The 26,373-nt window shown below is 72.3% G+C and carries 20 protein-coding genes; 8 read left to right on the forward strand and 12 right to left on the reverse strand.

Annotation, left to right across the window (positions count from 1 at the left end; all coding sequences use genetic code 11):
• The first annotated feature begins 642 nt into the window (after positions 1-642).
• From ACFQS2_RS06950 to ACFQS2_RS06960, 3 genes are all read left to right on the forward strand, one after another.
• Complete coding sequence (locus tag ACFQS2_RS06950) at positions 643-1,707, forward strand: peptidoglycan-binding protein (protein WP_377793133.1); 1,065 nt, start codon at positions 643-645, stop codon at positions 1,705-1,707.
• 263 nt (positions 1,708-1,970) lie between these two features.
• Positions 1,971-3,380, forward strand: a complete 1,410-nt coding sequence (locus ACFQS2_RS06955; protein WP_377793134.1) for a beta-N-acetylhexosaminidase — start codon at positions 1,971-1,973, stop codon at positions 3,378-3,380.
• 3 nt (positions 3,381-3,383) lie between these two features.
• The gene (locus ACFQS2_RS06960) at positions 3,384-3,998 is read left to right on the forward strand and encodes a LytR C-terminal domain-containing protein (protein ID WP_377018334.1); all 615 of its coding nucleotides are present in this window, start codon (positions 3,384-3,386) and stop codon (positions 3,996-3,998) included.
• Positions 3,999-4,035: 37 nt separating this feature from the next.
• On the opposite strand, the gene ACFQS2_RS06965 is transcribed toward ACFQS2_RS06960, so the two are convergent.
• Positions 4,036-6,000, reverse strand: a complete 1,965-nt coding sequence (locus ACFQS2_RS06965; RefSeq protein WP_377018335.1) for an Ig-like domain-containing protein — start codon at positions 5,998-6,000, stop codon at positions 4,036-4,038.
• A gap of 48 nt (positions 6,001-6,048) precedes the next feature.
• On the opposite strand from ACFQS2_RS06965, the gene ACFQS2_RS06970 reads away from it, so the two are divergent.
• Entirely contained in the window at positions 6,049-7,569 is a 1,521-nt protein-coding gene (locus ACFQS2_RS06970; RefSeq protein ID WP_377018336.1) for a trehalose biosynthesis protein, read from the forward strand.
• Here the strand turns inward: ACFQS2_RS06970 and ACFQS2_RS06975 are convergent.
• From ACFQS2_RS06975 to ACFQS2_RS06990, 4 genes are all read right to left on the reverse strand, one after another.
• The gene (locus tag ACFQS2_RS06975) at positions 7,532-8,041 is read right to left on the reverse strand and encodes a hypothetical protein (protein ID WP_377018337.1); all 510 of its coding nucleotides are present in this window, start codon (positions 8,039-8,041) and stop codon (positions 7,532-7,534) included. The genes ACFQS2_RS06970 and ACFQS2_RS06975 overlap by 38 nt on opposite strands.
• 181 nt (positions 8,042-8,222) lie before the next feature.
• Complete coding sequence (locus ACFQS2_RS06980) at positions 8,223-11,621, reverse strand: ATP-binding protein (protein WP_377018338.1); 3,399 nt, start codon at positions 11,619-11,621, stop codon at positions 8,223-8,225.
• Positions 11,622-11,694: 73 nt separating this feature from the next.
• Positions 11,695-13,536 (reverse strand): SIP domain-containing protein, encoded by a 1,842-nt coding sequence (locus tag ACFQS2_RS06985; RefSeq protein WP_377018339.1) that lies wholly within the window; start codon positions 13,534-13,536, stop codon positions 11,695-11,697.
• A gap of 213 nt (positions 13,537-13,749) precedes the next feature.
• Positions 13,750-14,466, reverse strand: a complete 717-nt coding sequence (locus tag ACFQS2_RS06990; protein WP_377793136.1) for a DUF4194 domain-containing protein — start codon at positions 14,464-14,466, stop codon at positions 13,750-13,752.
• A gap of 169 nt (positions 14,467-14,635) precedes the next feature.
• Here ACFQS2_RS06990 and ACFQS2_RS06995 point away from each other — a divergent pair, with 169 nt between their 5' ends.
• Positions 14,636-15,793 carry a hypothetical protein gene (locus ACFQS2_RS06995; RefSeq protein ID WP_377793138.1) on the forward strand — a complete coding sequence of 386 codons (1,158 nt, stop codon included), beginning with the start codon at positions 14,636-14,638 and terminating at the stop codon, positions 15,791-15,793.
• A 58-nt stretch (positions 15,794-15,851) separates the two neighbouring features.
• Here ACFQS2_RS06995 and ACFQS2_RS07000 read toward each other — a convergent pair whose 3' ends face one another.
• Positions 15,852-16,733 carry a helix-turn-helix transcriptional regulator gene (locus ACFQS2_RS07000; RefSeq protein WP_377793139.1) on the reverse strand — a complete coding sequence of 294 codons (882 nt, stop codon included), beginning with the start codon at positions 16,731-16,733 and terminating at the stop codon, positions 15,852-15,854.
• Positions 16,734-16,836: 103 nt separating this feature from the next.
• Here ACFQS2_RS07000 and ACFQS2_RS07005 point away from each other — a divergent pair, with 103 nt between their 5' ends.
• Positions 16,837-18,279, forward strand: coding sequence for an MFS transporter (locus ACFQS2_RS07005; RefSeq protein ID WP_377018343.1), 1,443 nt, complete (start codon positions 16,837-16,839; stop codon positions 18,277-18,279).
• 153 nt (positions 18,280-18,432) lie between these two features.
• Here ACFQS2_RS07005 and ACFQS2_RS07010 read toward each other — a convergent pair whose 3' ends face one another.
• Together ACFQS2_RS07010 and ACFQS2_RS07015 are read right to left on the reverse strand one after the other, a co-directional pair.
• Positions 18,433-18,663, reverse strand: a complete 231-nt coding sequence (locus ACFQS2_RS07010) for a sulfurtransferase TusA family protein (RefSeq protein WP_377018344.1) — start codon at positions 18,661-18,663, stop codon at positions 18,433-18,435.
• A gap of 90 nt (positions 18,664-18,753) precedes the next feature.
• Positions 18,754-19,824 (reverse strand): YeeE/YedE family protein, encoded by a 1,071-nt coding sequence (locus tag ACFQS2_RS07015; RefSeq protein ID WP_377793141.1) that lies wholly within the window; start codon positions 19,822-19,824, stop codon positions 18,754-18,756.
• A gap of 93 nt (positions 19,825-19,917) precedes the next feature.
• Here ACFQS2_RS07015 and ACFQS2_RS07020 point away from each other — a divergent pair, with 93 nt between their 5' ends.
• Entirely contained in the window at positions 19,918-20,286 is a 369-nt protein-coding gene (locus ACFQS2_RS07020; protein ID WP_377793143.1) for an MGMT family protein, read from the forward strand.
• 32 nt (positions 20,287-20,318) lie between these two features.
• On the opposite strand, the gene ACFQS2_RS07025 is transcribed toward ACFQS2_RS07020, so the two are convergent.
• Together ACFQS2_RS07025 and ACFQS2_RS07030 are read right to left on the reverse strand one after the other, a co-directional pair.
• Positions 20,319-21,866 (reverse strand): DUF3375 domain-containing protein, encoded by a 1,548-nt coding sequence (locus tag ACFQS2_RS07025; protein WP_377793145.1) that lies wholly within the window; start codon positions 21,864-21,866, stop codon positions 20,319-20,321.
• Between the two features lie 97 nt (positions 21,867-21,963).
• Positions 21,964-22,488: a hypothetical protein gene (locus ACFQS2_RS07030; RefSeq protein ID WP_377793146.1), complete on the reverse strand. Its 525-nt coding sequence runs from the start codon at positions 22,486-22,488 to the stop codon at positions 21,964-21,966.
• Between the two features lie 115 nt (positions 22,489-22,603).
• On the opposite strand from ACFQS2_RS07030, the gene ACFQS2_RS07035 reads away from it, so the two are divergent.
• Complete coding sequence (locus tag ACFQS2_RS07035) at positions 22,604-23,386, forward strand: hypothetical protein (protein WP_377793148.1); 783 nt, start codon at positions 22,604-22,606, stop codon at positions 23,384-23,386.
• 25 nt (positions 23,387-23,411) lie between these two features.
• Here ACFQS2_RS07035 and ACFQS2_RS07040 read toward each other — a convergent pair whose 3' ends face one another.
• Positions 23,412-25,028 (reverse strand): PQQ-binding-like beta-propeller repeat protein, encoded by a 1,617-nt coding sequence (locus tag ACFQS2_RS07040; RefSeq protein WP_377793150.1) that lies wholly within the window; start codon positions 25,026-25,028, stop codon positions 23,412-23,414.
• 7 nt (positions 25,029-25,035) lie between these two features.
• Positions 25,036-26,331 carry a tRNA guanosine(34) transglycosylase Tgt gene (tgt, locus tag ACFQS2_RS07045; RefSeq protein WP_377793151.1) on the reverse strand — a complete coding sequence of 432 codons (1,296 nt, stop codon included), beginning with the start codon at positions 26,329-26,331 and terminating at the stop codon, positions 25,036-25,038.
• Positions 26,332-26,373 lie beyond the last annotated feature (42 nt).

The raw sequence follows: 26,373 nt of genomic DNA on the forward strand, positions 1-26,373 counted from the left end.
CCAGCAAGGACAGCAGTGACAACCAACCGACGCTTCGACATGCCTGAGACTCATGCCGATGTCCTGCAACACGCTATGCCGATGTCCCGAGACATCCCATTCCGATGTCCTGAACCAAGACACTGTCACCCCGACCACTGGGCTCAGGGCCGCGAGAACGTCGTCAGACGCACTCGCGGCCCTGACGTATTTCCGGCCCGCCTTTCCCTGCCACCCAGGATTGCTCGACGGATTGCTCGACGCAGGTGGAATCCTCGGACGCATCGACGTCATCGGCCGCGGTTTTCGGGGCGTGAATGACAACGGTGTAACTACCACACTGCTTTTCGAGGCACGAGGACAACACGGCGAGAATTCGGCTTTTTTGGCAAAATCTTGGTAAAGACGTGCATTTCTGCGAGCAAACTCCCCTGTGGTAGGGGTCTGACCTGCACATACAGTGGCGCTGGTGCCGCCCGTAGCTGGGGCACTGACCGAGACGCCGCCTTCCCGTCACCGGCTCGGTCGCTTCCTCCACTTCCCTGGGTGACGGGCGCAGGTCTCGCGCGTCGCGCGGGGGCGCCTGCGTGGCGACGGAGAAAGTGACACTCACAGATGTTCCGCACCGCTCCACGAAGCACGCACCGGGCACCCGGCCGTGCAGTGATCGATTATCGCGGGCTCGCGGCCCCGGTCGGCCGAGGCGTCGGAGGCGTCGCCGTCCTCGGCGCCGTCACCGCCGGCGCCGCGTTCACCGGCGCCGATACGGCCCGGGCCCAGAGCCCCGCTCCCGCCCCTGCAACCGTCGGCACGGTCCGCGGTGCCACCGCGCCGACCGTCGCCCCGGCCGCGCCCTCCTCCAAGTACTCCGCGGTGAAGCTGCGTCTGGGCGCTCGCGGCGACGCCGTCAGCCACCTCCAGAGCCAGCTGAACGCCAAGGGCGCGTCCATCGCCACCGATGGCGTCTTCGGCCCCAACACGCTGCGGGCGGTGAAGAACTTCCAGTCCTCGGCCCGGATCGCCGTGGACGGAGTCGTCGGGCCGAACACGTGGGGCGCCCTGGCGGGCGGCAGCAGCTCCGGCAGCGGCACCTCGGCGCCGTCGTCCTCGCAGCCCAAGCTCCGCGAGGGCAGCCGCGGCTCCGCCGTGCGCACCCTGCAGAGCGCGCTGAACGATCGCGGTTCGTCCCTCACGGTGGACGGCGTCTTCGGCAGCCGCACCGCCAGTGCGGTGCGGGGTCTGCAGTCGGCCGCCGGCATCAAGGTGGACGGGGTCGTCGGCCCCAATACCTGGAACGCCGTCTACTCCGACGTGCGGATCTCCGACGGCGGCTCCAGCCGTGGCGACGGTCGTGACTCGACGTCGGGCACCTCGATCAACGGCCAGGCCGTCATCAACGCGGCCCGGTCGCAGCTCGGTGCGCGCTACACGTGGGGCGGCGAGTCGCCCTCGACCGGTTTCGACTGCTCCGGTCTGGTCCACTACGCCTACAACTCGGCGGGCATCGATCTGCCGCGCAAGACGGCGAAGGGATACACCTTCGGCGGGAAGATCATCCCCCGGTCGCAGGCTCAGCCAGGTGACCTCGTGGCCTTCACGTCGAACGACTACGGCCACATGGGCATCTATGTCGGCAACGGGAAGATCATCGACGCCTCCGGCTCGCGCCAGAAGGTCGTCGAGCGTTCCATCTGGAACTCGCCGCACGTCTTCGTCAGCTACCGCTGAGACGACGCCTCAGGACCACGGCGGCCTGCTCGACGCATCAGCGTCACCGGGAAGGAGCAGGGCGGCGTGAGGGAGCCCGGTCGGCATCGCCGGCCGGGCTCCCGTGCGTCCGGGGACGGCGAGCACGACGACCATCGCAGCCACAGCAGCCACGGCAGCCACAGCGCACGGCGCACGGCGCACGGGGCGGATGCGTCGTGACCCGCGTCTCCATGGCAAACTGGAACGGATCATCGCCGACGCCGCCGTGCCAGGAGAAGTTGATGCCCGACCCCATCGCCCTCGTCCCGCTGCCGCAGTCCGTCATCTGGTCGGAGGGGACCTGGGTGACCGACGACCCGTGGGACTCGCTCTCCGTCGGCCTCTCCGAGGGCCTGGGCCGGACCGAGTACAGTCTGTCGATCTCGCCGGACGGCGCGAGCCTCGCCGCCGGCAGCGAGGCCGCCCTGGCCGACGGCCGCAACACGTTCGCCCAGATCGTCAGCGGCGCCGCCGGCTCCATCCCGTGCGTGACCATCCATGACCACCCCAAGCACGCCTGGCGCGGCATGATGCTGGACGTCTCGCGCCACTTCCGCACGGTCCCCGAGCTCGAGACGATGATCGATGCGATGGCACTGCATCGCCTGAACGTCCTCCACCTCCACCTCACCGACGACCAGGGCTGGCGCCTCGAGGTCCGGGGATATCCGAAGCTCACGGAGGTCGGCGCCTGGCGCGACCAGACGCTCATCGGCCACCATCAGGCCGAGGCGGGCACGTGGGAGTTCGACGGCACGCCCCACGGCGGCTACTACACCCAGGACGAGCTGCGGGGGCTCGTGGAGTACGCCCGCCGCCGCGGGATCATGATCGTGCCCGAGGTGGATCTGCCCGGCCACATGCAGGCCGCGATCGCCTCCTACCCCGAGCTCGGGAACAACCCCGAGGTCCAGCTCGGGGTGCGCCAGGTGTGGGGCATCTCCGACCACGTCCTCGGCGTGGCCGACGAGGTCTTCGACTTCCTGCGCGATGTGCTCACGCAGGTCGCGGATATCTTCCCCGGCCCCTACGTCCACATCGGCGGCGACGAGTGCCCGCGGGTGGAGTGGGAGCGCTCGTCGGCGGCCCGGGCCCGGATGAACGAGTGGGGCCTGACCCGCGTCTCCGAGATCCAGGGCAGGTTCACCTCCTTCGCGGCCGAGGTCCTCGCCGAGCACGGCAAGCGCGTGGTCGCCTGGGACGAGGTGCTCGAGAGCCATCTGCCCGATGACACCGTGGTGATGAACTGGCGTCGGGCCGCCGGCCTGAAGGAATCCACCGCCCGCGGCTTCCAGACGGTGATCGCCAACAGCGAGCACACCTACTTCGACTACTACCAGGGCGATCCCGACGAGGAGCCGCTGGCCATCGGCGGCCTGACCACGGTCGAGGACGTCTACACCGCCGACCTGGTCCCGGGCAGGCTGGACGGGGATCAGCACAAGCTGCTGATCGGTCTCCAGGGTCAGCTGTGGAGCGAGTACATGCCCACCGCGCAGCAGGTGCAGTACATGGCCTTCCCCCGCATGTGCGCCCTTGCCGAGCGCGCCTGGGGATCGCCCGAGCAGAGCTGGGAGGAGTTCGAGGAGCGCCTGCGCGCGCATCTGCCCCGCCTGGACGCCTTCGGGATCAGTTACCGCCCGCTGGACTGATCCATGCCCTCCTCCCATCAGGACTCCCACCCCTACGGCCGCTCGGCCGACGACGTCCGCCGCCGGGACCAGCGACGGCGCCGGCAGCTCCGGCTGCGCGCGACCCAGCTGGTGTTCTTCTCGGCACTGGCGGTCGCAGTGATCGCGGTCGGGTTCTATGCGGTGGGAGAACTGCGCGAGCCGGCCGCCGAGCCCGGCGTGATCGCCCCCAAGACGTTCGGCGACGAGGGATCGGCCGAGCTCACCTGCCCGGAACCGGGTGCCGTCCCCCTGCCGGCCCAGGAGGTCACGGTGACCGTGCTGAACGGGACCGGCCGCACCGGCCTGGCCGGCGACGTCTCCGAGGAGCTCGCCGCGCGCGGCTTCGCCCTCGAGGACCCGGGCAACACCGGTGAGGCCGCAGGGCCCGCGACCATCGTCCACGGCCCGGACGGGTACCTCGCGGCCCAGAGCCTGAGCGCGCAGGTTCCGGACGCCACGCTCACGATGGATTCGCGCGAGGGCGCCGCCGTGGACCTGCTGCTCGGCGACGGGTTCGCCGGCCTCGAGGAGGAGGCGACGGCGTCCGCCGCCGCCGAGGAGCCGGTCGAGATGCCCGAGGGCTGTCCCACGCAGTGAGGCCCTGGGGGACGGTCCCGGATCGTCCGCCCCGCGCTCAGTCCTGCCAGGCCCGGCGGTCGGCCTCCATGCGCACGCCGATCCACAGCGCCACTCCCCCGCCGAACAGCAGCAGCAGCACGATCGTGAGGTACACGGTCGCGGTCGCCGGGGACGAGGGCAAGAGCCCGATCAGCAGGCTGTTGATACCGCTGACCTGCGCGCCGGACCGATCGGAGCCGGTGAGCGTGGGGTCCTCGTCGATGACGAGCTCTGCCGAGGCCGGGACCCCCTCGTTGTCGCGCACGTAGTACGTGATGGGGGTGGTGCGGCCGACGAAGTCCTCGTCCGGGGCGAAGGTGACCGAGCCGTTCTCGCCGACGGTGTACACCCCCTCCTCGGGGATCACCAGGCGCTTGCCGCGCCACCCCTCGAGCTCGGAGAGGTTGGTCGCCGAGAGCGAGCCGATCTCCACGGTCTCCGGGTCCAGCGGCTGTGAGCCGCTGGCGGCGGTGTCGTTGCCCAGGATGTCCACGGTGACCGGGCTTCCCGGTGAGGCGAGCTGCTCGTCGTCGCGCAGTGTGGCGACCTCCGGCGCGACGACGGCCTCGAAGGTGGCATCGACGGTGTTGTCCGCGTAGACGCCCTGCCCGGTGAGCCCCACCGGGGACGCTTCGCCCACGAAGCCCTCGGCGGGTGTCATCGTCACGGTGCGGGATTTGAAGTCGATGGTCCAGGTGCCCTCCCCCTCGACGACCACCTCGGTGCCGTCCTCGGAGAGCTCCGCCCCCTCGGGAAGCCGCTCGCGGTCGAAGCGCAGCGAGTCCGAGCGCACGTCGCGGATCCCGGTGGTCAGGTCGAACTGGATCGGGTTGCCGGGCGTGGCGGCCTCGGCGCGGTCCAGCAGGACCGGATAGGCGGTCGACAGCAGCGCGGTCGCGGCCGTCGCCCCCTCGCCGTCCCCGCCGGTGATGCCCATGGGCGCCGTGGTGCGCACCTGGTCGCTCTCGGGCGAGAAGCGGACCGTGGCACGGTCCCGGTCGAGCTGCCACGTGCCCTGGTCCGGGACCACCACTGTGGTGCCGTCCTCGGAGACCTCGACCCCCTCCTCGCCGGCCAGCGGCTGCAGACGCAGGGTGGAAGGATCGATGTACTGCTGGCCCTCCCCCACGACGAACAGGATGTCCTGCCCGTAGGGGGCGGACCAGTCCAGGTCGGAGATGATCGGGACGGTCACGGAGACCTCTCCCGCCTGCACGACCGCACCCTCGGGGTCCTCGACGACCAGACGCACCGGGTCCAGCTGACGGCCCAGCCCCGGTCCCGACGGGGTGTGGCTGAGCGAGCTGCCGTCGGCCGAGAGCTGCCACACGCCCTGGTCCGGGACCGTGGCCCTGCTGCCGTCGGCCAGCAGAGTGGATCCCGCGGGCAGACCTGCCAGCTCCAGGCGCACGGTCCCGCCCTCGGGGATCTCCTGGTCCAGCGGGACCTCGGTGACCTCGCCGGCCGAGCCGTGCACGGAGATGTCCTCCAGCTCCACCAGCTCCGGGGTGAGCACGGCCGGCAGCGACCGGGTGTCATGGGTGCTGCCGATGGTGACGGCGATCGGGGTGCTGGCACCCTGGACGCCGCTGAGCGGCGTGAACACGAGCTCCTGGCCGATCAGGGTCCAGGTGCCCTCCCCGGGGACGGTGATGCTGCGATCATCGTCGCCGACCTCCATCAGCTCGCGCGTGCCCTCGTCGAGGTCCTGGGGCACCGCCAGGCGGGCGGAGTCGAAGTCGATCTCGTCCTCGGCGTCGTCCTGGACCACGGCGCGCAGGGGCAGCCGGGTCACGGACCCGGGCACCAGCGAGACCGTCTCGGACTCCACCGGCAGGGTGAAGGTGCCGTCCTCTCCCAGCGCCGAGGCCGGCAGCGTGAGAGGACCGGCCAGCACCGCGACCGCGACCAGTGCCGCGACCCGCGCGGCGACCTTCCGCAGTCCCGCGCGCGCACGGGGACGACGCGTCGGCTCAGGCACCCCAGAAGGGTAGCAAGCGCACCCGCACGGGGCCTTAGAGTGATGCCCATGGACGAGCCCAGCTCCCCGCCCGCCGCGGACGGTGCTGCCGCGGCCGGCGCCTCCCCGTCCGGCGCCGCGTTCGCGTCCGGTACCCCGTTCGATGTCACCACGCTGCCTCCGCTCGACGACGTGCTCAACGCCCTCACCGGCCCGCTGGCGGCCTGGATGCCCTCCCAGCGCTGGTACGCGCACAAGGGGGCCGGAACGCCGACGGTCTCGATCCGGGGCTGGGCTCCGCTGCGGGTCGCCGCCGGCCATGCCGTCGTCCTCACCGTGGTGGCGGCCGCCCCGGAGGGCGCCGGGGAGGCGCTGTACCAGGTCCCGCTCGTGCTGAGGCCGCCGGACGGTCCCGGCGCGGCCCGCGACGAGGGCTCCGAGATCGGCGTGGTGGCGGTCCCGGGCGGCCCGGTGCGGGCCGACGACGCCACCCTCGATGCCGACGGGCGCGCCGCGATCGTCGCGGCCCTGGCCGCTGGGGACGGGGCACTCGGGTCGTCGCTGAGCATGGCCGCTCATCCCGTGGGTCATCCCGCCGGCCGTCCGCTGCCGCTGCCGAGGGGCGCCGGTCTGCGCACGCGCCTGCTCTCCGGCGAGCAGTCCAACACCTCGATGATCGCCGAGGCGGAGGGCGCGGACCCGGTGATCATCAAGCTGTTCCGGGTGCTTCAGCACGGCGAGAACCCGGATGTGGTGCTGCAGGGAGCACTCAGTGCCGCCGGCAGCACGCGGGTGCCGTCCCTGGTGGCCTCCGCGACCGTCCGCGTCGGCCCGCTGCGCACCCACGCGCTGTTCGCCCAGGAGTTCCTGCCCGGCCTGGAGGACGCATGGCGCACGGCGCTGCGTCTGGCCCGGGCCGGCGAGGACTTCACCGCAGCGGCCCGGGCGCTGGGCTCGACCCTCGCCGAGGTCCACCACGACCTCGCCGTCGCCTTCGGCGCGACGGCCACCGATCACACCGTGGCCACCGCGATGCTCGAGCAGATGCGCCGCCGGGTCGGCGAGATCGCAGAGGCCGTGCCGCAGGTCGCCGGGCACCGCGATGCCCTGGAGTCCCTGCTGGCCTCCGCCGGCGAGGTGGACTGGCCGGCCATGCAGCGGATCCACGGCGATCTGCATCTGGGGCAGGTGCTGCTCGCCCCGGGGCGGGGCTGGGTGCTGCTCGATTTCGAGGGCGAGCCCCTGCGGCCCCTGGAGCAGCGTGGCCGTCCCGATTCCCCGCTGCGGGACGTCGCCGGGATGCTGCGCAGCCTGGACTACGTGGCCGGGGCGGTCGCGCACGAGGACGGCGCAGATGCCTCACTGTGGGCGGCGCACGCCCGTGATGCCTTCCTGGACGGGTACGCCGGCACCTCGGGGCTGCCGCTCCACGACCCGGCGCTGCAGGTCCTGCTCGCTGCTTTCGAGGCGGACAAGGCCGCCTACGAGGCGCTCTACGAGTCGCGCAATCGCCCCGACTGGCTGCCGATCCCGCTGGCCGCCCTGGAACGGATCAGCGCACGAGCCGGGGAGCCGGGGTCACCGGGCTGAGCGGGGACGTCGGGCTGGTGGAGGCGATCGGATCCAGCGAGCCCGGCAGGAACGGCGCGCTGATCGCCCGCACGGCCACGCGCACCCCGACGATCACCTCGAGCACATCTCCGTCCCCGCCGGTCCACCTCCCCGCGCGCATCGCGTAGCTCTCCCGCTCCCCGCCGCGGTCCATCCCGCGGGCCGCGGCGACGGCGTCGACCGTCCCCAGCAGCCGCCGGGGTCCGTCCGCGTCCTCCGCGGGGACGCCGGAGCTGACCAGCAGTGCACTGACGTGGCAGCAGGTCTCCAGTCCGCGCCAGGAGCCGCCCGAGGAGCGGTCCCGCTGGGGCCGATGGTCCTCGAAGGAGGTCAGGCCCGGCTGATGCTCGAGCACGGCGGCGGTCACCGCGCCGAGCAGATCGCGGATGCGCTGGTGGGCCTCGTCCTGGGAGGGGACCGACTCACGACCGTCGGCCGGCAGAGCTGGCATCGCTGTCCACCTCTCGCCTGTCGCGCCGCACCGGGCGGCCGCATCCTGCTTCGGCGCAGCTGCGGCCTGCTTCTGCGCTCGTTCCTCCGCCCGGGTGGAGCGGATGACGATCAGGCTAGCGATCCGCGGGGATCCTGCCGATGGGGAGAACTCCCCATGGCGCACCCTCGCCCGGTGGCGCTCACTCGTCGACGGGCACGAACTCCACGGGCGCGACCGAGGAGTAGCGATCCTGCCGGATCGAGACCACGCCGACGCCGCCGATGAACGGAGCCAGGGCCTGCGGGTTCTTGCCGGGGTTGGCGAGGATCACCTGGAATCCGAAGTGGCGGAAGGACTCCATCGCGGCGGTGATGAACTTGCCGGCGCCCTTGGAGAACGCCTCGTCGATGATGATGGGCGCGAATCGCGGGACCTCCTGGCCGGTACCGGCCAGCTGGTAGCGCAGCGCCGCCGCCAGACAGAAGGTCGCCAGGCGCTCGTTCTGGCCGCCGGAGAGGGGCCCGCCGGACTCGTGGGCGTGGACGACGGTGCCCTCGGTGTCGACCTCCTCGGCGTGGAAGTGCACGTGCCGGCGCACGTCGAGGATGACGCGGGAGACCTGGTCGTCGCGGGTGCGGGCGGCGCCGATCATGTCCATCAGGTGCCGCAGCGAGAGGAAGCGCTCCTCGGCCTGCTCGCGGTCGCGGCTGATGTCGTTCAGCGCGGTGTCGGCCACCGCGTCCTCCAGGGCGCGCTTGAACTCATCGAGCGCGGCGAGGTGGACCGGACGCATCGACAGCTGCAGGTAGCGCCCGGCGTGGAACTCGACCTGGGCCAGCAGAGCGTTGATGCGCTGGAGGCGCTTGCGGATCTCCGCGGGCTCGCGGGCGATCGCCGTGGCCAGGGCCTGCACGTCCCCGAGCGTGTTGCCGGTGAAGAACTCGAAGAAGCGGTCCTCGACCTCCGGCAGCTTCTCCTCCTCGATCCGCTGGAGGATGGCGAGGTAGTCCTCGGCCGAGTCCAGGGACGGGGTGGTGTCCCCGGCCTGGGCGGGCCAGCGGCGGGAGAACTCACGCATCGCGGTGCGGATGTCCTCCTCGGCGCGGGAGGTGCGCCGGGTCAGGTCCATCAGCTCGGCGTCCAGGGTGGCCGAGGCGTCCTTGGTGACCTGGTCGATGGTGGACAGCACCAGCGTGGGGGCGATCGCGCTGAAGCGTTCGGCCAGCTCGGCCTCCACCTCCGGGTCCAGGCTCGACTCGGCGAGGCGCTCCCTCGCCGCGGCCAGGCGCTCCTCGACCCGTTCGGCCTGCTCGCCGAGCTTGCCGGCGCTGCGGACGACCTCCAGCAGCTCCTCGTCGGTCTCGGCGATGGACTTCTCGACCTCCTCGATCTGGCCGGCGAGCTCGGCGAGCGCCTCGGAGCCGTCCTCCGCCGCCCGCACCATGTCCCGGAGGTTCGCGATCCGGCGGGCGACCGAGGCGGCGTCGATGTCGTCCCAGGTCACCGAGCTGATCGACTGCAGCGCGTAGAGCCGCTCCCGCCGGCGCTCCCGCTGGGTCTCGACGTCCTTGCGCCGGGCCTGCGCCTCGAACAGGGCCTGCTCGGCGCGAGTGCGCTCGGCCTCGAACACGGCGCGCTTGGCGCGGTTGTCGAAGCCGAGCACCCACTGGGAGCGATCGTTGATCTGCCGATCGGTGTTCTTCTCGTGCCGGGTCGCGGAGTGCTTGATCTGCCCGGAACGGAGCACGGCGCGGTTCAGACGCGTGAACTCCTCGAGGCTGTCCGCGCAGGTGTAGTCCATCCGGGAGGCGATCTCGTGGCTGAGCCAGACGTGGAACTCGCCGTCCTTGACGTCGAGCTTGGCGGCCAGTGAGCGCTCCTCGATGTTCTTCGCGGGGCGGCGCAGGTCGGTGTTGACCCGGTTGTAGGAGATCCGACGGCGCAGCTTGGTGCGGTCGATGACCGCGGCCACCTCGCGGTAGACGCGGTCGGGCACCAGGATGGAGCGTGCCAGTCCCCGCAGCGCCTGCTCGGCCGCGGCGGTCCATTCCTCCTCCCCGGTGCGCACCTGCAGCAGCTCGGCGGCGAAGGGCAGCTCGGTGGGGGCGATGCCCACCTCGGAGGCGATGTGGTCGCGCAGGGCGACATCCTCGGAGTGGAGGTTCGAGGCGCGGGAGGTGAGGGAGGCGAGCTCCTCCCGGGTGCGGTTCAGGGTGGTGGTCAGCTCCCGGACCTCCGCCTCGGCCTCCCAGCGGGCGGAATCAGCCCCCTTCTCCTCCGCCTCGAGGGACTCGCGCAGGGAGGCGACCTCGCGCTGGAGGGCGAGGAACATGTCCTCGCCGGCGGGCGTGCCCAGCTCCACGGTGGCCAGCAGGGCCCCGAACTCGGTGGCCCGCTCGCGGCGGCGCTCGCGCTCGACCTCGAGGCCGGCGATCTGCTGCTTCCAGTCGTCGATCTCACCGCCGCCCGCGCGGCGCCGCTGCTCCTTGAGCTGGGCCAGGTCGGAGCGGGCCTCGGCCACGTCCTGGGTCAGGCGGCGCTGCTGGGCGCCGAGCCGGTCGCGCTCGAGCTGGAGGCGCTCGGACTCGTCCCCGAGCAGCCGCACCAGGTGCTGGGCGGCGTAGACGTCGATGTCGGCGCGGCGGTCGACGAGTTCGGCGCCGCGGGCGCGCATGGCCGACCAGTTCTCGTGGTTCTCCCGCAGCCCGCGCAGCAGGTCCCGCTGCTCGCGGGCGGTGACCAGGGCCTCGTAGACCTCGGAGAGGTTGTGGAAGTTCGCCAGGGCCTGATCGGCCAGCTCGAAGGTGCGCGGGGCGTCGAGCATGTAGTCGCGCAGCAGGGCGTTGACGTCGCCGAGCTCCTTGGCGGACTGGATCTTGTGCAGCAGTCCCAGCGCCTTCTCGTCGGGGATGCCGAGCAGCTGGCTGAACGCGGCGCGGTACTCGCGGAACTGACGGAACGTCTCGGTCCCCGGGTAGGCCGCCTCGAGAGCTTTGCCCTCGATCTGGCTGGAGACGAACTGGCGCAGGTCGGTGACGTCCAGCGGGGTGCGGGCGATGACGTAGAGGCTCTTGACGTCCGAATCCGAGGTATGGCCGGCGTGCAGCAGCAGCAGACGCGAGAGCTGGACGGTGCCGCCCAGCCCGTCGGCGTAGCGCAGGGTGAGCACGGACAGGGTCGTCTTCTCCCGCAGCACCTCCTGGCTGAACTCGCCGGTGGCCTGGTCGTAGTGCATCGCCCAGGCGCCGCGGACGTAGCTGGCCACGGTGCGGCGGTACTTCGAGCGCGCCGGGCCGGCGTCGGAGGCGGCCGCGTTGAACTGCAGCGTGCGCGGAGGGGTCAGCAGCGCGCTGACCGCGTCCAGCAGCGTCGACTTGCCGGTGCCGGGGCCGCCGGTGAGGAAGTAGCCCTTCGGGGAGATCTCCAGCTCGTGGGTGCCGTGGAACGTGCCCCAGTTGGAGATCTGCACCGCGACCAGGCGCCACTGCCCCGGGTGGGGGTGATCGGGGCTGCTGGCCACCTGGTCGGTGGGCGCGTCGGTCTGGGGCATGCCCGGCAGGTCGAGCCCGTCCTGAGCAGTGTCGGTCGCGGAGGTCACCCGTAGAGGGTACTAAGAGCGGAGCGGGCTCGGTGCGGGCTCAGTGCGGACTCAGTGCGGACTGAGTGCGCGCTCAGTTCTCCGGCCGGCCCTGGCGCCAGTAGCCCATGAAGGAGACCTGCTGGCGGTCCAGGCCGAGGTCGCTGACGAGGTGGCGGCGCAGCGACTTGATCACGCCCGCCTCTCCGGCGAGCCAGGCGTAGAAGGTGCCGTGGCCGGTGGTGGTCTCCCACAGGATGGTCTCGTCCACGTCGACGTCCTCGAGCTCGGCCGCCGGAACGTCGGCCGCGCCACCGCGGAAGGCCTGGGCGTTCTCGCTCATCAGCTGCTGGACGGCCGCGGTCATCAGCTCGCCGTGCGGGCGCTGCCCGCGCGGCAGCCAGCTGACCTGCACGCCGGATCGGGTGAGGATCTGCTGTTCGTCGGAGGCGTCGGGGACCTCGAGGATCGCGTGGCCGCTGATCGTCTCCGGCAGCGATTCGAGGATGGAGCAGATCGCGGGCACCGCGGTCTCATCGCCCACCAGCAGCACGTTGCGGGCGGTGCCGGGGCGGAACTCGATGCCGCCGTAGTCGGGGCCGACGAGGTGCTTGTTGGGACCCAGCATGGAGATCCGCTCGCCCACCTCGGCACCGTGCGCCCAGCGCGCCGCGACCCCGCTGCCCGGGACCTCCTCGTCATCGAGGTGGAGGACGAAGTCGACGTCGATCTCGGGGTCGGCGCCCACGTTGCCGGGGTGCCCGGCCGCGCGGACGGCACGCACGGTGTAGGTGCGCATCCAGCCGCGGTCCGCGGGATCGATCTGGAGCCAGCTGCGGTACCACTCGGCGTGCGTGGTCGGGTCCAGCACCGCTCCGGGGCGCACCGCGGCGAAGTGGTCCGCGCTCGCCTCGGGACCGGGGATGATCATCTTGATCCGCAGGTCCAGCGGGTGGCAGTTGGCGCCGAAGTGGACCAGGTCGGGGCTGGTGAACGTGAAGCGCACCAGCGACCTGCCGAGCGAGCGTTTCGCGGCGACGGTGAGCTCGAAGGCGATCATCGAGCTGTGCTCGAGGGCGGGGACGAGCTGGTGCGCCGGAGCGGTCGCCGTGGCGGTGGCGGACATGATGTCCTCCTCGGTGGTGGGGTCGGTGCGCTCCCGCCCCAGGGGGAGCACCATCGGGGTGCCGGTGACCTGGTCGGGGACGATTCGGGAGTCGAGGGTGAAGACCTCGCGCACCATCTGCTCAGTGATGACGCCGGCCGGTGGGCCCTCGGAGTGGATGCGGCCGTCCTTGACGGCGACCAGATGATCGGCGTAGCGGGCGGCGAGGTTGAGGTCGTGCAGGACGAGCGCGACCGTGGTGCCGCGCGTGCGGTTCAGCTCGCGGACCACGTCGAGCACATCGAGCTGGTGGGTGAGGTCGAGGAAGGTGGTGGGCTCGTCCAGCAGCAGCACCTCGGTCTGCTGGGCCAGGGCCATGGCGATCCATACGCGCTGGCGCTGCCCGCCGGAGAGCTCCTCGACGCGCTGGTCGGCCAGTTCATCGGTGCGCGTGGCGGTCAGTGCCTCGCGCACGGCGAGCTCGTCGTCCTCGCTCCACTGCGGCAGCAGCCCCTGGTGGGGGAAGCGGCCGCGGGAGACGAGTTCGCGCACGGTCACGCCGTCGGGCGCGATCGGTGACTGCGGCAGCAGCCCCAGCCGCCGGGCGAGGTCCTTGCCGCGCAGGCTGTGGATGTCCTTGCCGTCCAGGACCACGGAGCCGTGGCGGGGCGGCATCAGGCGCGAGAGCCCTCGCAGCACGGTGGACTTCCCGCAGCCGTTGGCGCCGACGATGACGGTGATGCGCCCCTCCGGCAGGGACAGGCTGAGGTCGTGGACGATCTCGCGGCGGTCGTAGGCGAGGTGGAGGTGCTGGGCGCTGATCAGTGCCATGCTCCTCCGTACGCTCCGTGGTCAGGTAAGCCTCACCGTAGTCAGGTGAGCCTCACTGTATTGCGCAATACCGAACGCGCACAATTGCGGCCCAGGGAGGCGTTGGCCACTGCGCCGGAGCCCTACGGAAGGCAGCGCCGGCCGACGGACCGCAGCGGCTTCGACCAGTCGGTCGATCACGGATCGGCCCCGCGGCCGGTCCGCGCGCCGGCGTCAGTCCTCGCTCGGTGCGGACCCCTCGACCGTGCCGCCGGCCGCGTCGCCGTCGGCCGCGGCGCTCTCGTCGTCGGTGGGGTCCTCGAGACCTCCCACGCCCGCCTGGCGGTACAGCGCGATGAACTCGCGCGCCGTGTCAGGGCCGATCATCAGCCGCAGCACCAGGGAGACCTCGTAGTCGTCGCCCTGCTCGTCGAGCAGCCCGGCGCGCTGGATCTTGGCGATCGAGGCGCGGACGTCCTTGGCGAAGCCGGCCTCGTCGGTCGAGGTGGTGCGTCGATAGGCGGCCAGCGCCTGCTGGATCTCGGCCTCGGAGACCACGGTGCGCTGTCCGCGCGAGGACTGGGTCAGCAGCATCTGGCGCAGGACCAGCAGAAGGACGGAGTCCAGACGGTTCAGGCCCGTCAGCCGGCGCAGCAGTTTGGGGGCGTCGGGATCGTCCTCGCTCTGGCGCACGAAGGCGACCTGGGCGTCGTCGTCGACGACGAGCTCGAGGAACAGATCGGCCAGCCGCGCCTCGAGCGCGGTGCGGTCGCGCAGCAGCTGCGCGTAGCGGGCGGGATCGCGGCGGCCGTCGAGATAGGGGCCCTGCAGGAGATGGACGAGCACTCGTCGCGACTCGTCCACGAGCGCGGCGCCGGGGACGGAGGGAGCGCCCTCGCCGTCGTCCTCCCGGGACTCGTCGGCCGGGGTGCTGAGTGCTGAGCTGATCACGGGGACCTACCTTACCGACGCCGGCACGATCCGCCGCGAACCCGCCGTGCCAGGGGCCTGCGGTGCCGGCCGGCTCTGTGCATCCGGGCCCCGTATCTGGTGAAATCGTGACCGGGAACACGTTTCTCCCCGCCATCGAGGCGGCGGATCCGACGGCAAGGAGCCGATCATGAACAACCTGCCAGTCTCAGTGCCCGTGCTCATCGCGATCGCCGTCGCGGTGATCCTGGTGATCATCCTGCTGATCGTGCTGGGCACCGCCGCGTCACGGCGACGCCGCGCCAAGCAGCAGGAGGACGACCGTCAGCGGGCCGCACAGCTGCGGGAGGAGGCCGCACGCGAGGAGCAGGCGGTCCAGGAGCGGGACCTGCAGGCCCGGGAGCGGGAGATCGAGGCCGACCGGGCGCGTCTGGACGCGGAGAGGAAGGCCAAGGCGGTCGAGCAGGAGAAAGCCGCTGCCGAGCGTCGTCGCGCCGAGGCGGAGAGGGAGCGCGAGGAGGTCGAGTCCTCCCGCGACTCGGTCCAGGAGCGCCTGGCCGAGGCGGACCGCCTGGACCCCGACGCCTCGCAGGGCGCTCAGGACGCTCAGGGCTCGCGGGACTCCGCCCCGTCGTCGTTCCCACAGGACGGCGAGGACGGCGGCTCACCCCGCAGCGAGGCGGACGGGGATCGCTGGCGCGACGGCGAGTCGGAGGATCTGGATCGGCGCCGCAGCTCGACCGATCCGGCGGTGGCCGACGCCGCCCGGGTCGGCGGTGTGGGGGCGGGCGCGACGGCCAGCTCTCTCGGCCGCGGGGAACCCGGCCAGCCGGTTCACCGGGACGATCCTGCGACCTCGAGCTTCTCCCAGGAGCGCGCTCGCGCCGACGGGACCGCTCCGGAAGACGAGCGGACAGAGCCGACCGAGCGGACCGAGCGGACCGAGCGGACAGAGGATCCTGTCGAGCACGGCCGCCATGCTGCGAGGACGCCCGACGGCACGACGCCGTCCGGGAGCGGCCCGGCACCGGTCCGTCCGGCCCAGGACGGCCCCGAATCCACGGAGGACGCCACCTACCAGTACGGAGCTCAGCCGGCCGAGTACCGACGGGGCGCCGACGGACAGCTCTCGCACGTCGAGACTGGGGACGGCGGCCAGCCCACGTGGGTCGGGCCCGCTGGGCAGAACGATCCCGCCCAGCAGGACGGCCCGGGGACCGAGTCGGTCCGCCCACCCGAGCAGCCCGCGCCCGGCGAGCCCGGCCCCGAGGATGAGGGCGGACGGCCGCCGCGAGCACCCGAGTACGGGGCACCGGAGGACGGCACGGGACCTGAAACGCGCCGCTGACGCGGCGTCGGCGAGGACGCCGGCGGCAGAGGCGACGTCCTCGCGCCGGGCCCCGGCCTCAGCCCGCGAGCGAGGTGACGACGTCCTCGCGGGCCGTCCAGGCCGGGGCGGCTTCCAGCAGAGCGGCATGCCGCTCGAGCCTATCCCTGGTGAGGGCGTCGGCCGGAGACATCACCACCAGGCGCGCCCCGCTGCGCCGATCGATCCACAGGCTCTGGAAGTGCACGGTCAGCAGGCCCGCCCTGGGTGAGGCGTACACCCGTCGGCGGGGACGCTCGTCCGCCACCTCGTGGTGCTCCCACAGGCGCCGGAAGTCCTCGGACTTCTCGCGCAGCCGCTCGACGAGGGTGCTCCAGCGCGGGTCGTCGTGGTGCTCGGCCAGATGCGCCCGCAACCGCCCGACGATCTCCGGCAGCACGCGCTCCTCCTCCACGAGGCTTCCCCGCCAGACGGGGTCGGTGAACATCAGCCAGGCGCAGTTGCGCTCTTCGACCGGGTACGCATCCAGATCGCTGAACAGGTACCGGTAGCTGCGGTTGGTGGCGACGATCTCGTAGGCGTCGTCCTGGATCGCGGCCGGGAACGGCAGCAGCTGCTCGAGCACGGCGATCTGCTCGGGCCCCACCGTGATCGGCGGTGCGCGGTGGACCGGGGCCCGGTCGGCCAGGACCAGCATGTGACGCCGCTCGGCCTCGGTCAGGTCCAGCACCCTGGCGACGGCCTCCAGCACCTGGTCGGAGACTCCGGCCGCGCGCCCCTGTTCGAGCCAGGTGTACCAGGTGGTCCCGATGCCGGCGAGCTGGGCCACCTCCTCGCGGCGCAGGCCGGGCGTGCGCCGGCGGCCCAGGGCCGGCAGCCCCGCCTGCTGGGGGCTGACCTTCTCGCGCCGGGCGCGCAGGAACGCGCCGAGCTCCTTGCGTCGTCCGTCGGAGGGGTCCATGAGCTCCAGTGTGCGCCGCGTCGCGCCGGCTAGCCAGGTGGTGGCGGTACCAGTATGAATGGACTCCTGGTCACAGGATCAGGATCTCGTGAAGGTGTACTCCATGACCGTCTCCTCCTCCCCCGCTCGCCTCGCGCCGTCCACGCCTCAGGAACTGACCTCACGCGGCCTGGCCGTGCTGCTGATCGCCTACATGCCGGTGAACTTCACCTTCGGGTCGCTGAACGTGCTGGCCGATGCGATCGGGTCCGATCTCGGTGTCGGGGGCGCCGGGCAGCAGCTGGTGCTCGCGGCGTACACCACCACCTTCGCGGCCACGCTGGTGATCGCCGGGCGCCTCGGGGACCGCTGGGGCCGGCGGCGCCTGCTCCTGATCGGCGCCCTGGCCATGGCGGCGCTGAGCTGTGCTGCGGCCGTCGTCCCGGATCTGGTCTCGACCGTGGTGCTGCGGGTGGCCCTCGGGATCGCCGCCGGCCTGCTGACCCCGCAGGTGCTGTCGACGATCCAGTCCACCTCGACCGGGGCCATGCGCACCCGTGGGGTGATGATCTTCGCCGCGATGGCGGGGGTGAGCACGGTGCTGGGACAGCTCGTCTCGGGCGTCGTGGCGACCACGCTGCCCGAGCACCTGGGATGGCGCGCGGTGCAGGTGCTGACCGGGCTCATCGCGCTGGTCGGCGTGCTGGGGCTGCGCTGGGTGCCGCGCTCGCGGTCCTCGGCCCCGCTGGCGATGGATGCCACCGGAGCCTTCCTGCTCGGCGCGAGCCTGCTGCTGATCGTGGTGCCGCTGACCATCGGTCGCTCCGCCGGGTGGCCGCTGTGGGCGTTCCTGGCCTTCGGCGCAGGGATCGTGCTGCTGGCGCTGTTCTGGACACAGCAGCGGCGCGCGGAGCGTTCCGGGATCATGCCCGTGGTGCCGCCGTCGGTGCTGGGGATCACGGTGGTGCGGCGCGGACTGCTGATGGCGCTGCTGTTCTTCACCACCTACGGGGCGTTCCTGTACGAGCTCTCCTCGCTGGCCCAGACCCGCTACGGCATGGGGCCGCTGGGGCCCGCTCTGCTGGTGCTCGGCTTCGGGATCACGTTCGTGGCGACCTCGGTGGCGCTGCCCCGCCTGGTGCCCGGCGCCGGGCAGCGCACCATGCTGCGGGCGGCGATGGCCCAGACGGTGATCCTGCTGCTGATCGCCGTGCTGGCGGGCACGGGGCACGACGACCTGGCCTCGCTGCAGTGGGCGCTGATCCCGCTGGGCGTCGCGCAGGCGTGCATGTACGGGCCCGTGCTGCACACGGTGCTCTCCCGGGCCCCGCAGTGGGCGGCGGGGGTCGCCAGCGGGCTGTTCACCACCTGCCAGCAGCTGGGGCTCAGCCTCGGCGTCGCCCTGCTGGGCGGGCTGTTCTGGTCGCTCGCCGGCTCCGCCGGCGACGCCGCCCGGATGGACCGCTCCCTGATGGTGGTCTTCTGCGTGCACGCGGTCTGTGCGGTGGCGTTCGCGCTGCTGGCCCGCTCCCTGGCCGCGCATCGCGCGGAGGACGCGGCCGCCTGAGGACGACTGGCAGGCCGAGACCGGAGAGAGTCCGGGAACACCGGCGGCCCGGGACCTCCTCGCGGAGGGTTCCCGGGCCGCCGTCCTCATGCAGGCGTCGTCATGGCGCCGCCGTCATGGCGCCACTGGACGCTCAGGCATCCTGCTGCGCGCTCAGGCTCCCTTGCGCACGGTGATGGACCAGCCGGCGTCGCCGACGCGGTCGAAGGCGACCACCTCGTGGCCGGACTCCGAGGCCCACTGCGGCAGGGAGTCGGTGGCCTGGGTGCAGTCGAAGCCGATCACGAGGTCGTCGCCGGTGGTCAGCTGCTGCATGGCGTTCTTGGCGTCGATCAGGGGGAAGGGGCAGACGTCGCCGCCGGTCTCGAGGGTGTAGGTGGCCATGGGGCGCTTCCTTTCGTCGGGGTGGTTCGTCGGTCGGTCGACGAAGCGTGAGTAGTGCGGGAGGGGTGGCGAGGGGCAGGGCCGCGCCGCTCAGGCGGCAGGCGTGAGCACCGGCGCGGGACGGCTCGCGGCGGCGACCTTCTGGGGCCGCACGATGAAGAACCAGGCGGCAGCCCAGGTGCCGATCACCATCGCGGCCAGCGAGACCCAGCCCTGGTAGCTGAACAGGCTGGTCTCGACCAGGGCATTGCCGATGGTGCAGCCGCCGGCGAGAGCGGCCCCGATGCCCATGGCGACGCCGCCTCCGGCGCTGCGCAGCATGGTGGGGGCATCGGGCACCCGCCAGCGGAACTCGCCGGAGAGCCGGGCGGCGAGGAAGGAGCCGACCAGGATGCCCAGGACGAGCATCACCGACCAGTCCACGAGGGTGATGTCGCCGGTGGTCAGGAAGGTGACGATCTTGGCCGAGGGGGTGGTGATGCCCAGCCCGCCGTTGCGGCCGGAGGCCGTCGAGAGCACCCAGGCGGCGATCGCGATGAGCCCGAGCAGCACGGCCCCGACCCAGGGAGTCCAGGGGACGTCGGCGAGGTAGTGGCCGATGCCCGTGCGGCGCGCGGGCAGGGACGCGGCCTTGGCGCGGCCGGCGCTGCGGCGCACCTGGCGCACGACGAGCACACCGACGAGTCCGGCGAAGACGATCGTAGGCACCCACATGCTCACGCCCAGGGTCTCCTGGATGGTGGCGTCGCCCAGTGCGGGCGCGCGGGCGGCCTCGGTGAAGCCGCCCAGCGGGCCGAACTTCATGACGGCGGCGGAGAGGGCGTAGAAGATCAGCGCCACCCACGATCCGAGCAGCCCCTCGCCGGCGCGGTAGTAGGTGCCGGTCGCGCAGCCGCCGGCCATGACGATGCCGATGCCGAAGACGAGGCCGCCGCCGATGACGGCCAGCGGCGCGAAGGTGGAGGGCTCCGGCGCGATGACGCCGGCGCCGGTGAGCGCGGCGACGCCGACGGCCTGAATGGCGATGGCGAGCAGGAACGGGATGAAGTAGCGCGCCGAGCGGGCCATGTACAGGTCGCGGAACGCGCCGGTGACGCAGAACCGGGACCGCTGCAGGACGTAGCCGAGCGCGGCGCCGAGGAGGAGGCCGGTGAGGATCATGCCCAGCAGGCTAACTAATGAGGCCCATAAGCAGAACCCCTGTCCGGTCAATGGCAAGGCGCGTCACGGCCCGTGCGTGGCACACTGACGCGCATGTCCACCGATCGCTCGCGGACCCGCATGGACGACGTCACCGTCGAGCGCGTGCTGCGCGTGGTGGAGGCGATCCCGCCGGGCCGGGTGGCCGCCTACGGCGAGGTGGGGGCGATCGCGGGCGTCGGCCCCCGGCTCGTCGGCCGGATCATGCGCACGTGGGACTCGGGGGTTCCGTGGTGGCGGGTCACCAATGCCTCCGGCGACCATCCGCTCCTCGCCCGGGCGCTCCCGCACTGGGAGACCGAGGGCATCGAGGTCAAGCCCAACGGTCGCGGCTGCCGGATGGCACAGTTCGGTGCGGATCTCGACGAGCTGCGCGCGGCGGCGCGGGAACCGCTGGCAGAGCTCGGCGGGCTCTCGGGCTGACGGCAGCCGCAGCGGCACTCACCTATCCGCACTCACTCCACCGGCACATCGTCGAGGAAGTAGAACGAGGGGACCTTCGCGGCGTAGTCGTTGCCGTCCAGCTCCCGCCAGGTGACGATCTCCGTGGAGCCCTCGCGCTCCTGGGCGTGCTGGGTGGCCAGGAACATCAATCCGATCACGCTGGCCAGACCCTGCTGGGCGGGCCGCTCGCGCAGCACGTCGGCGATGGAGGCCTGGCCGCTGCGCCCGCGCACATCGTTGACGTGGTCGGTCAGGCCCACGATGTCGATGTCGTTGGTGCGCACGAGATCCTGCAGCACGTCGATGCTGAGGGTGGTGGCGTCGTGCACCTCCGCCTCGGCCGGCGCCCCGGGGTCGGTGGGGTCCTTCAGACGGTGCTGCGCGACCGAGGAGAGCTGGACCCGGGAGAGATCCAGGCCCATCGGGAACGGCGCCCGCGTGGAGATCTCGTCCTTCTGGGCCAGCGCCACGCCCTGCGCCTCCTGCAGCGCCTCCAGCAGCACGCGGTGCTGACGGAAGTCCTGGGAGCGCACGAACCGCGCGAGCGAGCGGTACAGCTCGGTCTTGACGTCCAGGACCTCCTGCGCCGGCTCGTAGAGATCGCTGAAGACGTTGGCCAGGCGCTCGCGCTCGCTGCGGCTGAGGGCATGAGCGAAGTCACGCTCCAGCAGCCGGTCCACCAGCTCCTGCGCGGTGCGGGTCTGGACCGGATCGTTGAGCATGCGGAAGAAGGCCGTGAAGGTGCGGCCGACGGTGGACTGGCCCAGCAGGTCATCGCCCGCCAGCAGCTGCTCGAGGATCTCCCCGCGCGAGGACTCGGGCGAGAGGATCTGCTCGCGCAGGTGGAGGTCCACGGCGCGCAGGTCCTCGCGGTACTGGAGGAAGTCGCCGGAGAGCTCGGAGGCGATCTGCAGGATGTCCCGCAGCCGGTCCACGGAGTGCTCGGCGCTGGGCAGCATGAGCTCGCCCTCGGCCAGGTCCCGGATCTCCGCCTCGATCCGCTCGCGCCGGCGCTGGAGGTCGGCCAGGCGCACGTCGCGGTCGGTCTCGGTCTCCTGGGCGAGACGCTCGAACTGCTGGACCACCAGCTGCAGGCGCGACTCGGTGGTGGTGGGCCGGTGCTCCTCGAGGGAGGCGATGAACTGGATGGCGTCGATCGTCGCCGGGGACGGCTCGAAGGTGGTCTCGGTCAGCTGGGGATCATCACGACGGGTCAGGTACCCCTCGCGCACCCAGCCGTCCACATACTCGGCGGCGCTGCGGCCGCTGCGGCCCTCCCCCGCCTCGACCTCGTCCTCGGCGGCTCCGGAGAGCTCACGGTGGTCGTCGTCGCGCAGCAGCTCGAGGTGGGCACCGACGCGGGCGATCAGCTCGCTGCGCGGCAGCCGGCGGTCGCCGGCGGGGAAGACGGACTGGAGGATGGCCAGGACGGCGGGGGCCTTGGTCGCGGCGAGCAGGCGCCAGGTGCTGGCCCGCCGCAGCTGCTCGTAGGCCTCCTTGCGCGCGGACACGGCGTCGCTGCGCCGGTCGGTCCACCGGTTCGGCTCGGTCGTGGTCACGAGGGGGGAGTCTACTTCCGGATCGGCCCGACGGGGCACGGCCCGCTTCAGCGCCCGATGCAGCCGCCCGGGGCGACGTGCCACCATGGCGGCCGGGTCAGACGGGTTCGTAGTCCTCGACGATGCGCACGCCGTCGATCAGCCAGTCACCGTCCTGGCGGACCAGGTCGAACTCGGCCACGCCGCTGATGCGCGTGCCCTCCTGGTCGGTGAACTCCTCGTAGGCCTGGACCGTCGCGGCGTCGCCGTCGACGGTGACATCGCGGATCTCGAACTCATCCTCGGAGACGTCGCGGGGGTGTTCCGCTTCGACGTCCTCGCACGTGACGCCGTTCTCCTCGCGGTAGCGATCCGTGACCGAGTCCAGATAGCCCTGGCAGTCCCGGGTCTCCCACGCCTCGTAGTAGTTCTCGACCGTCTCCTGCGGGGTCGCGCGCAGCAGCAGGGCCCACACCAGCACGGCCGCGATGATCAGGGCGATGCCGGCGACTGCCAGCGCCGAGCAGCCGCCCACGATCCACCACACCCGTCGACGGCTGCCGCCGCGGCCACCGGCCGCCGGCACGGCCGGGCCGCCCGGCGTCGCCGGCGGCGGTCCGTAGGGGCTCCCGGGCATCGTCATGCCTGGAGCGTACCGGCCGGGACGGGAGCGCACGTGGAGTTCGAGCCCCGCCGCGACGATCGATAGGCTGATCCCGGGTGCGGCCGCGCCCGGAATCATCATGCGAGGGAGAACCATGACTCAGGGGTACGGACCACAGGGGAACGACTGGCAGCAGCCGGCCCAGCCACCGGGACAGCAGCCGACGTGGGGCCAGCCCTCACCCGCCTCCCAGCCGCAGAATTCCCAGCAGCCCCAGTGGGGTCAGCCCACGCCGGACCCTGAGCCGCAGCCGGGCCAGGGGCAGCCCGGCCAGCAGCCGCCCTCCTGGAGCCAGGCGCCCAGCGCCTTCGGCTCCCCGGCCGGGGGCTACCCGGGCGGGGCCGGCTCCGGCGGGCCGTCGGCGAGCGCCGCGTCCGATCCCGGCAAGCGCGACCTGGCCACGAAGATCGGTCTGGGGATGGTCATCACTGCGGTGCTGGTCTTCCTGGTGCGTCTCGGGCTGCCGATCGGCACGTTCATCGCCGGCGCCTCCGGCAGCATGGCGGCCACGAACCCCGATGACATCTCGGTCGCAGCGGGGCTGTCCGGGCTGGGGATGATCGTGGTGGCAGTGCTCAATCTGCTGCTCTCCCTCGTCCTGCTGGCACTGGCCATCGTGGCCGCCATCCAGTTCAGCGGCCGCGGCCGGATCGGCGCGATCGTCGTGATCGCGACCATCGTGCTGTCCGTCCCCCTCTCGTGGATCCTGGGCTTCATCGCCGGCTTCGTCGGTGCACTGATCAGCAGCGGCGACCTCACGGGCTCCGCCTACTACGTGATCAGCGGCACCGTCGAGGCGGTGCGGGTGCTGGTGGTCGGTGCCGTGCTGATCGCCGGTTCCGTCATCGTGCAGCGGTGGGGCAAGCAGAGCTCCTGAGCCCGTATCGGCCCCGGCGGCAGCATCAGGGCCCCAGCAGCAGGGTGCTGTCGCCGGTGGTCACGAGCGCTCGTCCCGCGCCGACAGGATGGATGGCGTCGACCTCCCGGTCCAGCACGGATTCGTGGGTGACCTCGCCGGTGGCAGCGTCGAGGATCCGCAGCCGCTGCGCTCCGCGGGGGTCCAGCGCACGGGTCCGCTCGAGAGGGTCGAGCACGACCGCGGTGGACGCCTCGAGCGACCCGCGGACCCCGTCGCCCGTGGGTGAGGACGGCTGCGTCCACAGGTTCGTCCCGTCGGCGGTGTCGTAGGCCAGCAGCTGGCCCTGGTCGTTGGTGACGACCATCCGCGCGCCGTCGATGCCGATCCGGGTGGTGAAGGGCGCGACCTGCTCGAGCCCGTCGCCCCCGGGCGCTGTCCAGGCCGCGCGCTGCTGGGAGGCGACCAGTTCGCCGGCGACGTCGGATCCGTCCTCCGTTCCCGTGGCGATCACGCGGCCCCGGTCCAGTCGCACGCGCCAGTCGCCGGCCGGTGACGGCTCGGATTCCCACAGCACCTCCCCGTCGCGGTATGCGGTCGCGGTCAGTGCACCGTCGTCCCCGGAGCAGACCGTCAGCACCACCGGCTCGGGCTCGGCCAGCCCGTCCGCCGCGTCGGGGGCCGCGTCGGTCGCGGCGATCCGGCAGTCGGCCTCGGGTGCGGCGAGCACCTGGCCGACGGGGAACCCCGTCTCCGGGTCGAGCTGGACCCAGCCCTGCGCCGGATCGAAGCGCAGCGGCACCGCGGGGAGGATTCCCGTGGCCCGCACCGCATCGAGCAGGTCGGGGCCCTCGGAGGAGCGGGCGGCGACCTCCACGGCGGCGGGGTCGCTGCCGCGCGCCTCCCCCGACGCCGAGAGGGCCCACACGGCCTCGGCCGGGTCGTCGGCGGTCACGTCGTGGGCCTCGACGTAGCAGGCCGCTGCGACCCCGTCGCAGTAGCGCACCACCAGGAGGTCCCCGCTCAGCGCGAGGGGCGCACCGTCCACCGTTGCCTCCTCGACCGGCGGCGCGTCGGCCGAGAGGGCGAGCACCCGCGTGGTCGTCCCGGTGGTGTGCACGAGGCGGCTGCCGTCGGCGCTGAGGGCGACGACGTCCTCCGGGGCCGCCTCCACGGTCTCGACCCGGGTGCCGCTGAGCAGCTCGGCGGTGCCCTCGGCCCGCCGCACCAGCACGGGCGCGTCGACCCCCGGGACCGAATGCACCCGGTCCCCCTCGGCGAGCGCGTCGATGCTCGCCGACGCGCGGGCCTCGAGCGATCCGACCCGGGTCCAGAGCACGGCTGGCACGGTGAGCGCGCCGGCCACCAGCACGGCCAGAGCCCCCGCGAGGAGCACGCGCGGACGACGCAGCCGGGGCGGACGCTCCGGTGACGGGAGAGGCACGGCGAAGACGGCGGCCGCCACCGCGGCCCCGGCCAGGACTCCGGCGGCCAGGCGCAGCGCCCCGATCAGGAGATGGGCACCGAGAAGCGCGCAGATCCCCGCGAGCGCCAGCAGCACCACCGCGACCCCGAGCGCGGTGGCGGCATCGGTGCCCTGCTCGTCGGGCGGCTCCGTCGCGGGCTGCCCGGCGAGCTGGGGGTGCTCGGGCTCGCCGGTCACGGGGCGCTCACCGCGGCGCCCCGTAGTAGGTGCCGGTGGTCTCCTCCCGCAGCGCCTCGAACTCGCCGTCGCGGAGGGAGGCGCGGATCCGGTCGACCAGGCGCACCACGAAGCGCTCGTTATGGATGGTGCATAGCGTCGCCGAGAGCATCTCCTTGGCACGGAAGAGGTGGTGAATGTAGGCGGCGGTGTAGTGGGTGCAGGTGTAGCAGTCGCAGGTCTCGTCGATCGGCGCGAACTGGCGGCGGTACCTCGAACCCGTGAGGTTCACCCGGCCGGTGGCGGTGTAGACGGCGCTGTTGCGCGCCACCCGCGAGGGCGAGACGCAGTCGAAGGTGTCGGCGCCCGCGGCGATCGCGACGAACAGGTCGTCGACCTCGCTGATGCCCAGCAGGTGGCGCGGCTTGTCCTCGGGCAGCTCGTCGGTGACCCAGCCGACGATGGTCGCGAGGTTCTCCTTCTCCAGCGCTCCGCCGATGCCGAAGCCGTCAAAGGACCAGCCCTCGACATCCATCGCGCCGAGGTCGCGGGCTGCCTGCCGCCGCAGGTCCTCGTACTGGGCGCCCTGGATGACGCCCCACAGCTGCTGGTAGGGCCGGTGCGTGCGCTCGGCGGTGAGACGGGCATGCTCGGCGAGGCAGCGCAGCGCCCACAGCCGGGTTCGCTCCAGCGCCTGCTCCTGGTAGCTGCGGGAGTTCATCAGCGTGGTCAGCTCGTCGAAGGCGAACATGATGTCCGCCCCCAGGCCGTGCTGGATCTGCATGGAGATCTCGGGGGTGAATCGGTGCGTGTCGCCGTTGATGAAGGAGCGGAAGGTGACGCCGTCGTCGTCGACGTGGGCCAGACGCTCCTTGCCCGCCGCGACGTCGTCGTCCTCCCCCGACGCGGTCCGCGCCGTCTCGCCGCCGGAGAACTCGCTGGAGAGCACCTTCTTGAAGCCGGCGCCGAGACTCATCACCTGGAACCCGCCGGAGTCGGTGTAGGTGGGTCCGGGCCAGTTCATGAAGGCGCCCAGGCCGCCGGCCTCATCGATCAGCTCGTGGCCGGGCTGGAGGTAGAGGTGATAGGCGTTGGCCAACAGCGCCTGCGCGCCGAGCTCCTCCATCGTCTCGGGCAGCACCGCCTTGACCGTCGCCTTGGTGCCGACGGGCACGAACGCGGGAGTCTCGATCGTGCCGTGCGGCGTCTCGAGCACACCGGCACGCGCTTTACCGTCCGCGCGGGCGGTGATCTCGAAGTGCGTCTCGGCGGGAGCGGGAAGCTGTGCGGTCACCGGGACATGGTGCCACGGCGCCCCGGGCATCCCGGGGCCCGCTGCGGCGCCCGGCGCGGATCACGCCGGTGC

This window comes from Brachybacterium sp. GCM10030267, assembly GCF_042666875.1.
Lineage (GTDB): Bacteria > Actinomycetota > Actinomycetes > Actinomycetales > Dermabacteraceae > Brachybacterium.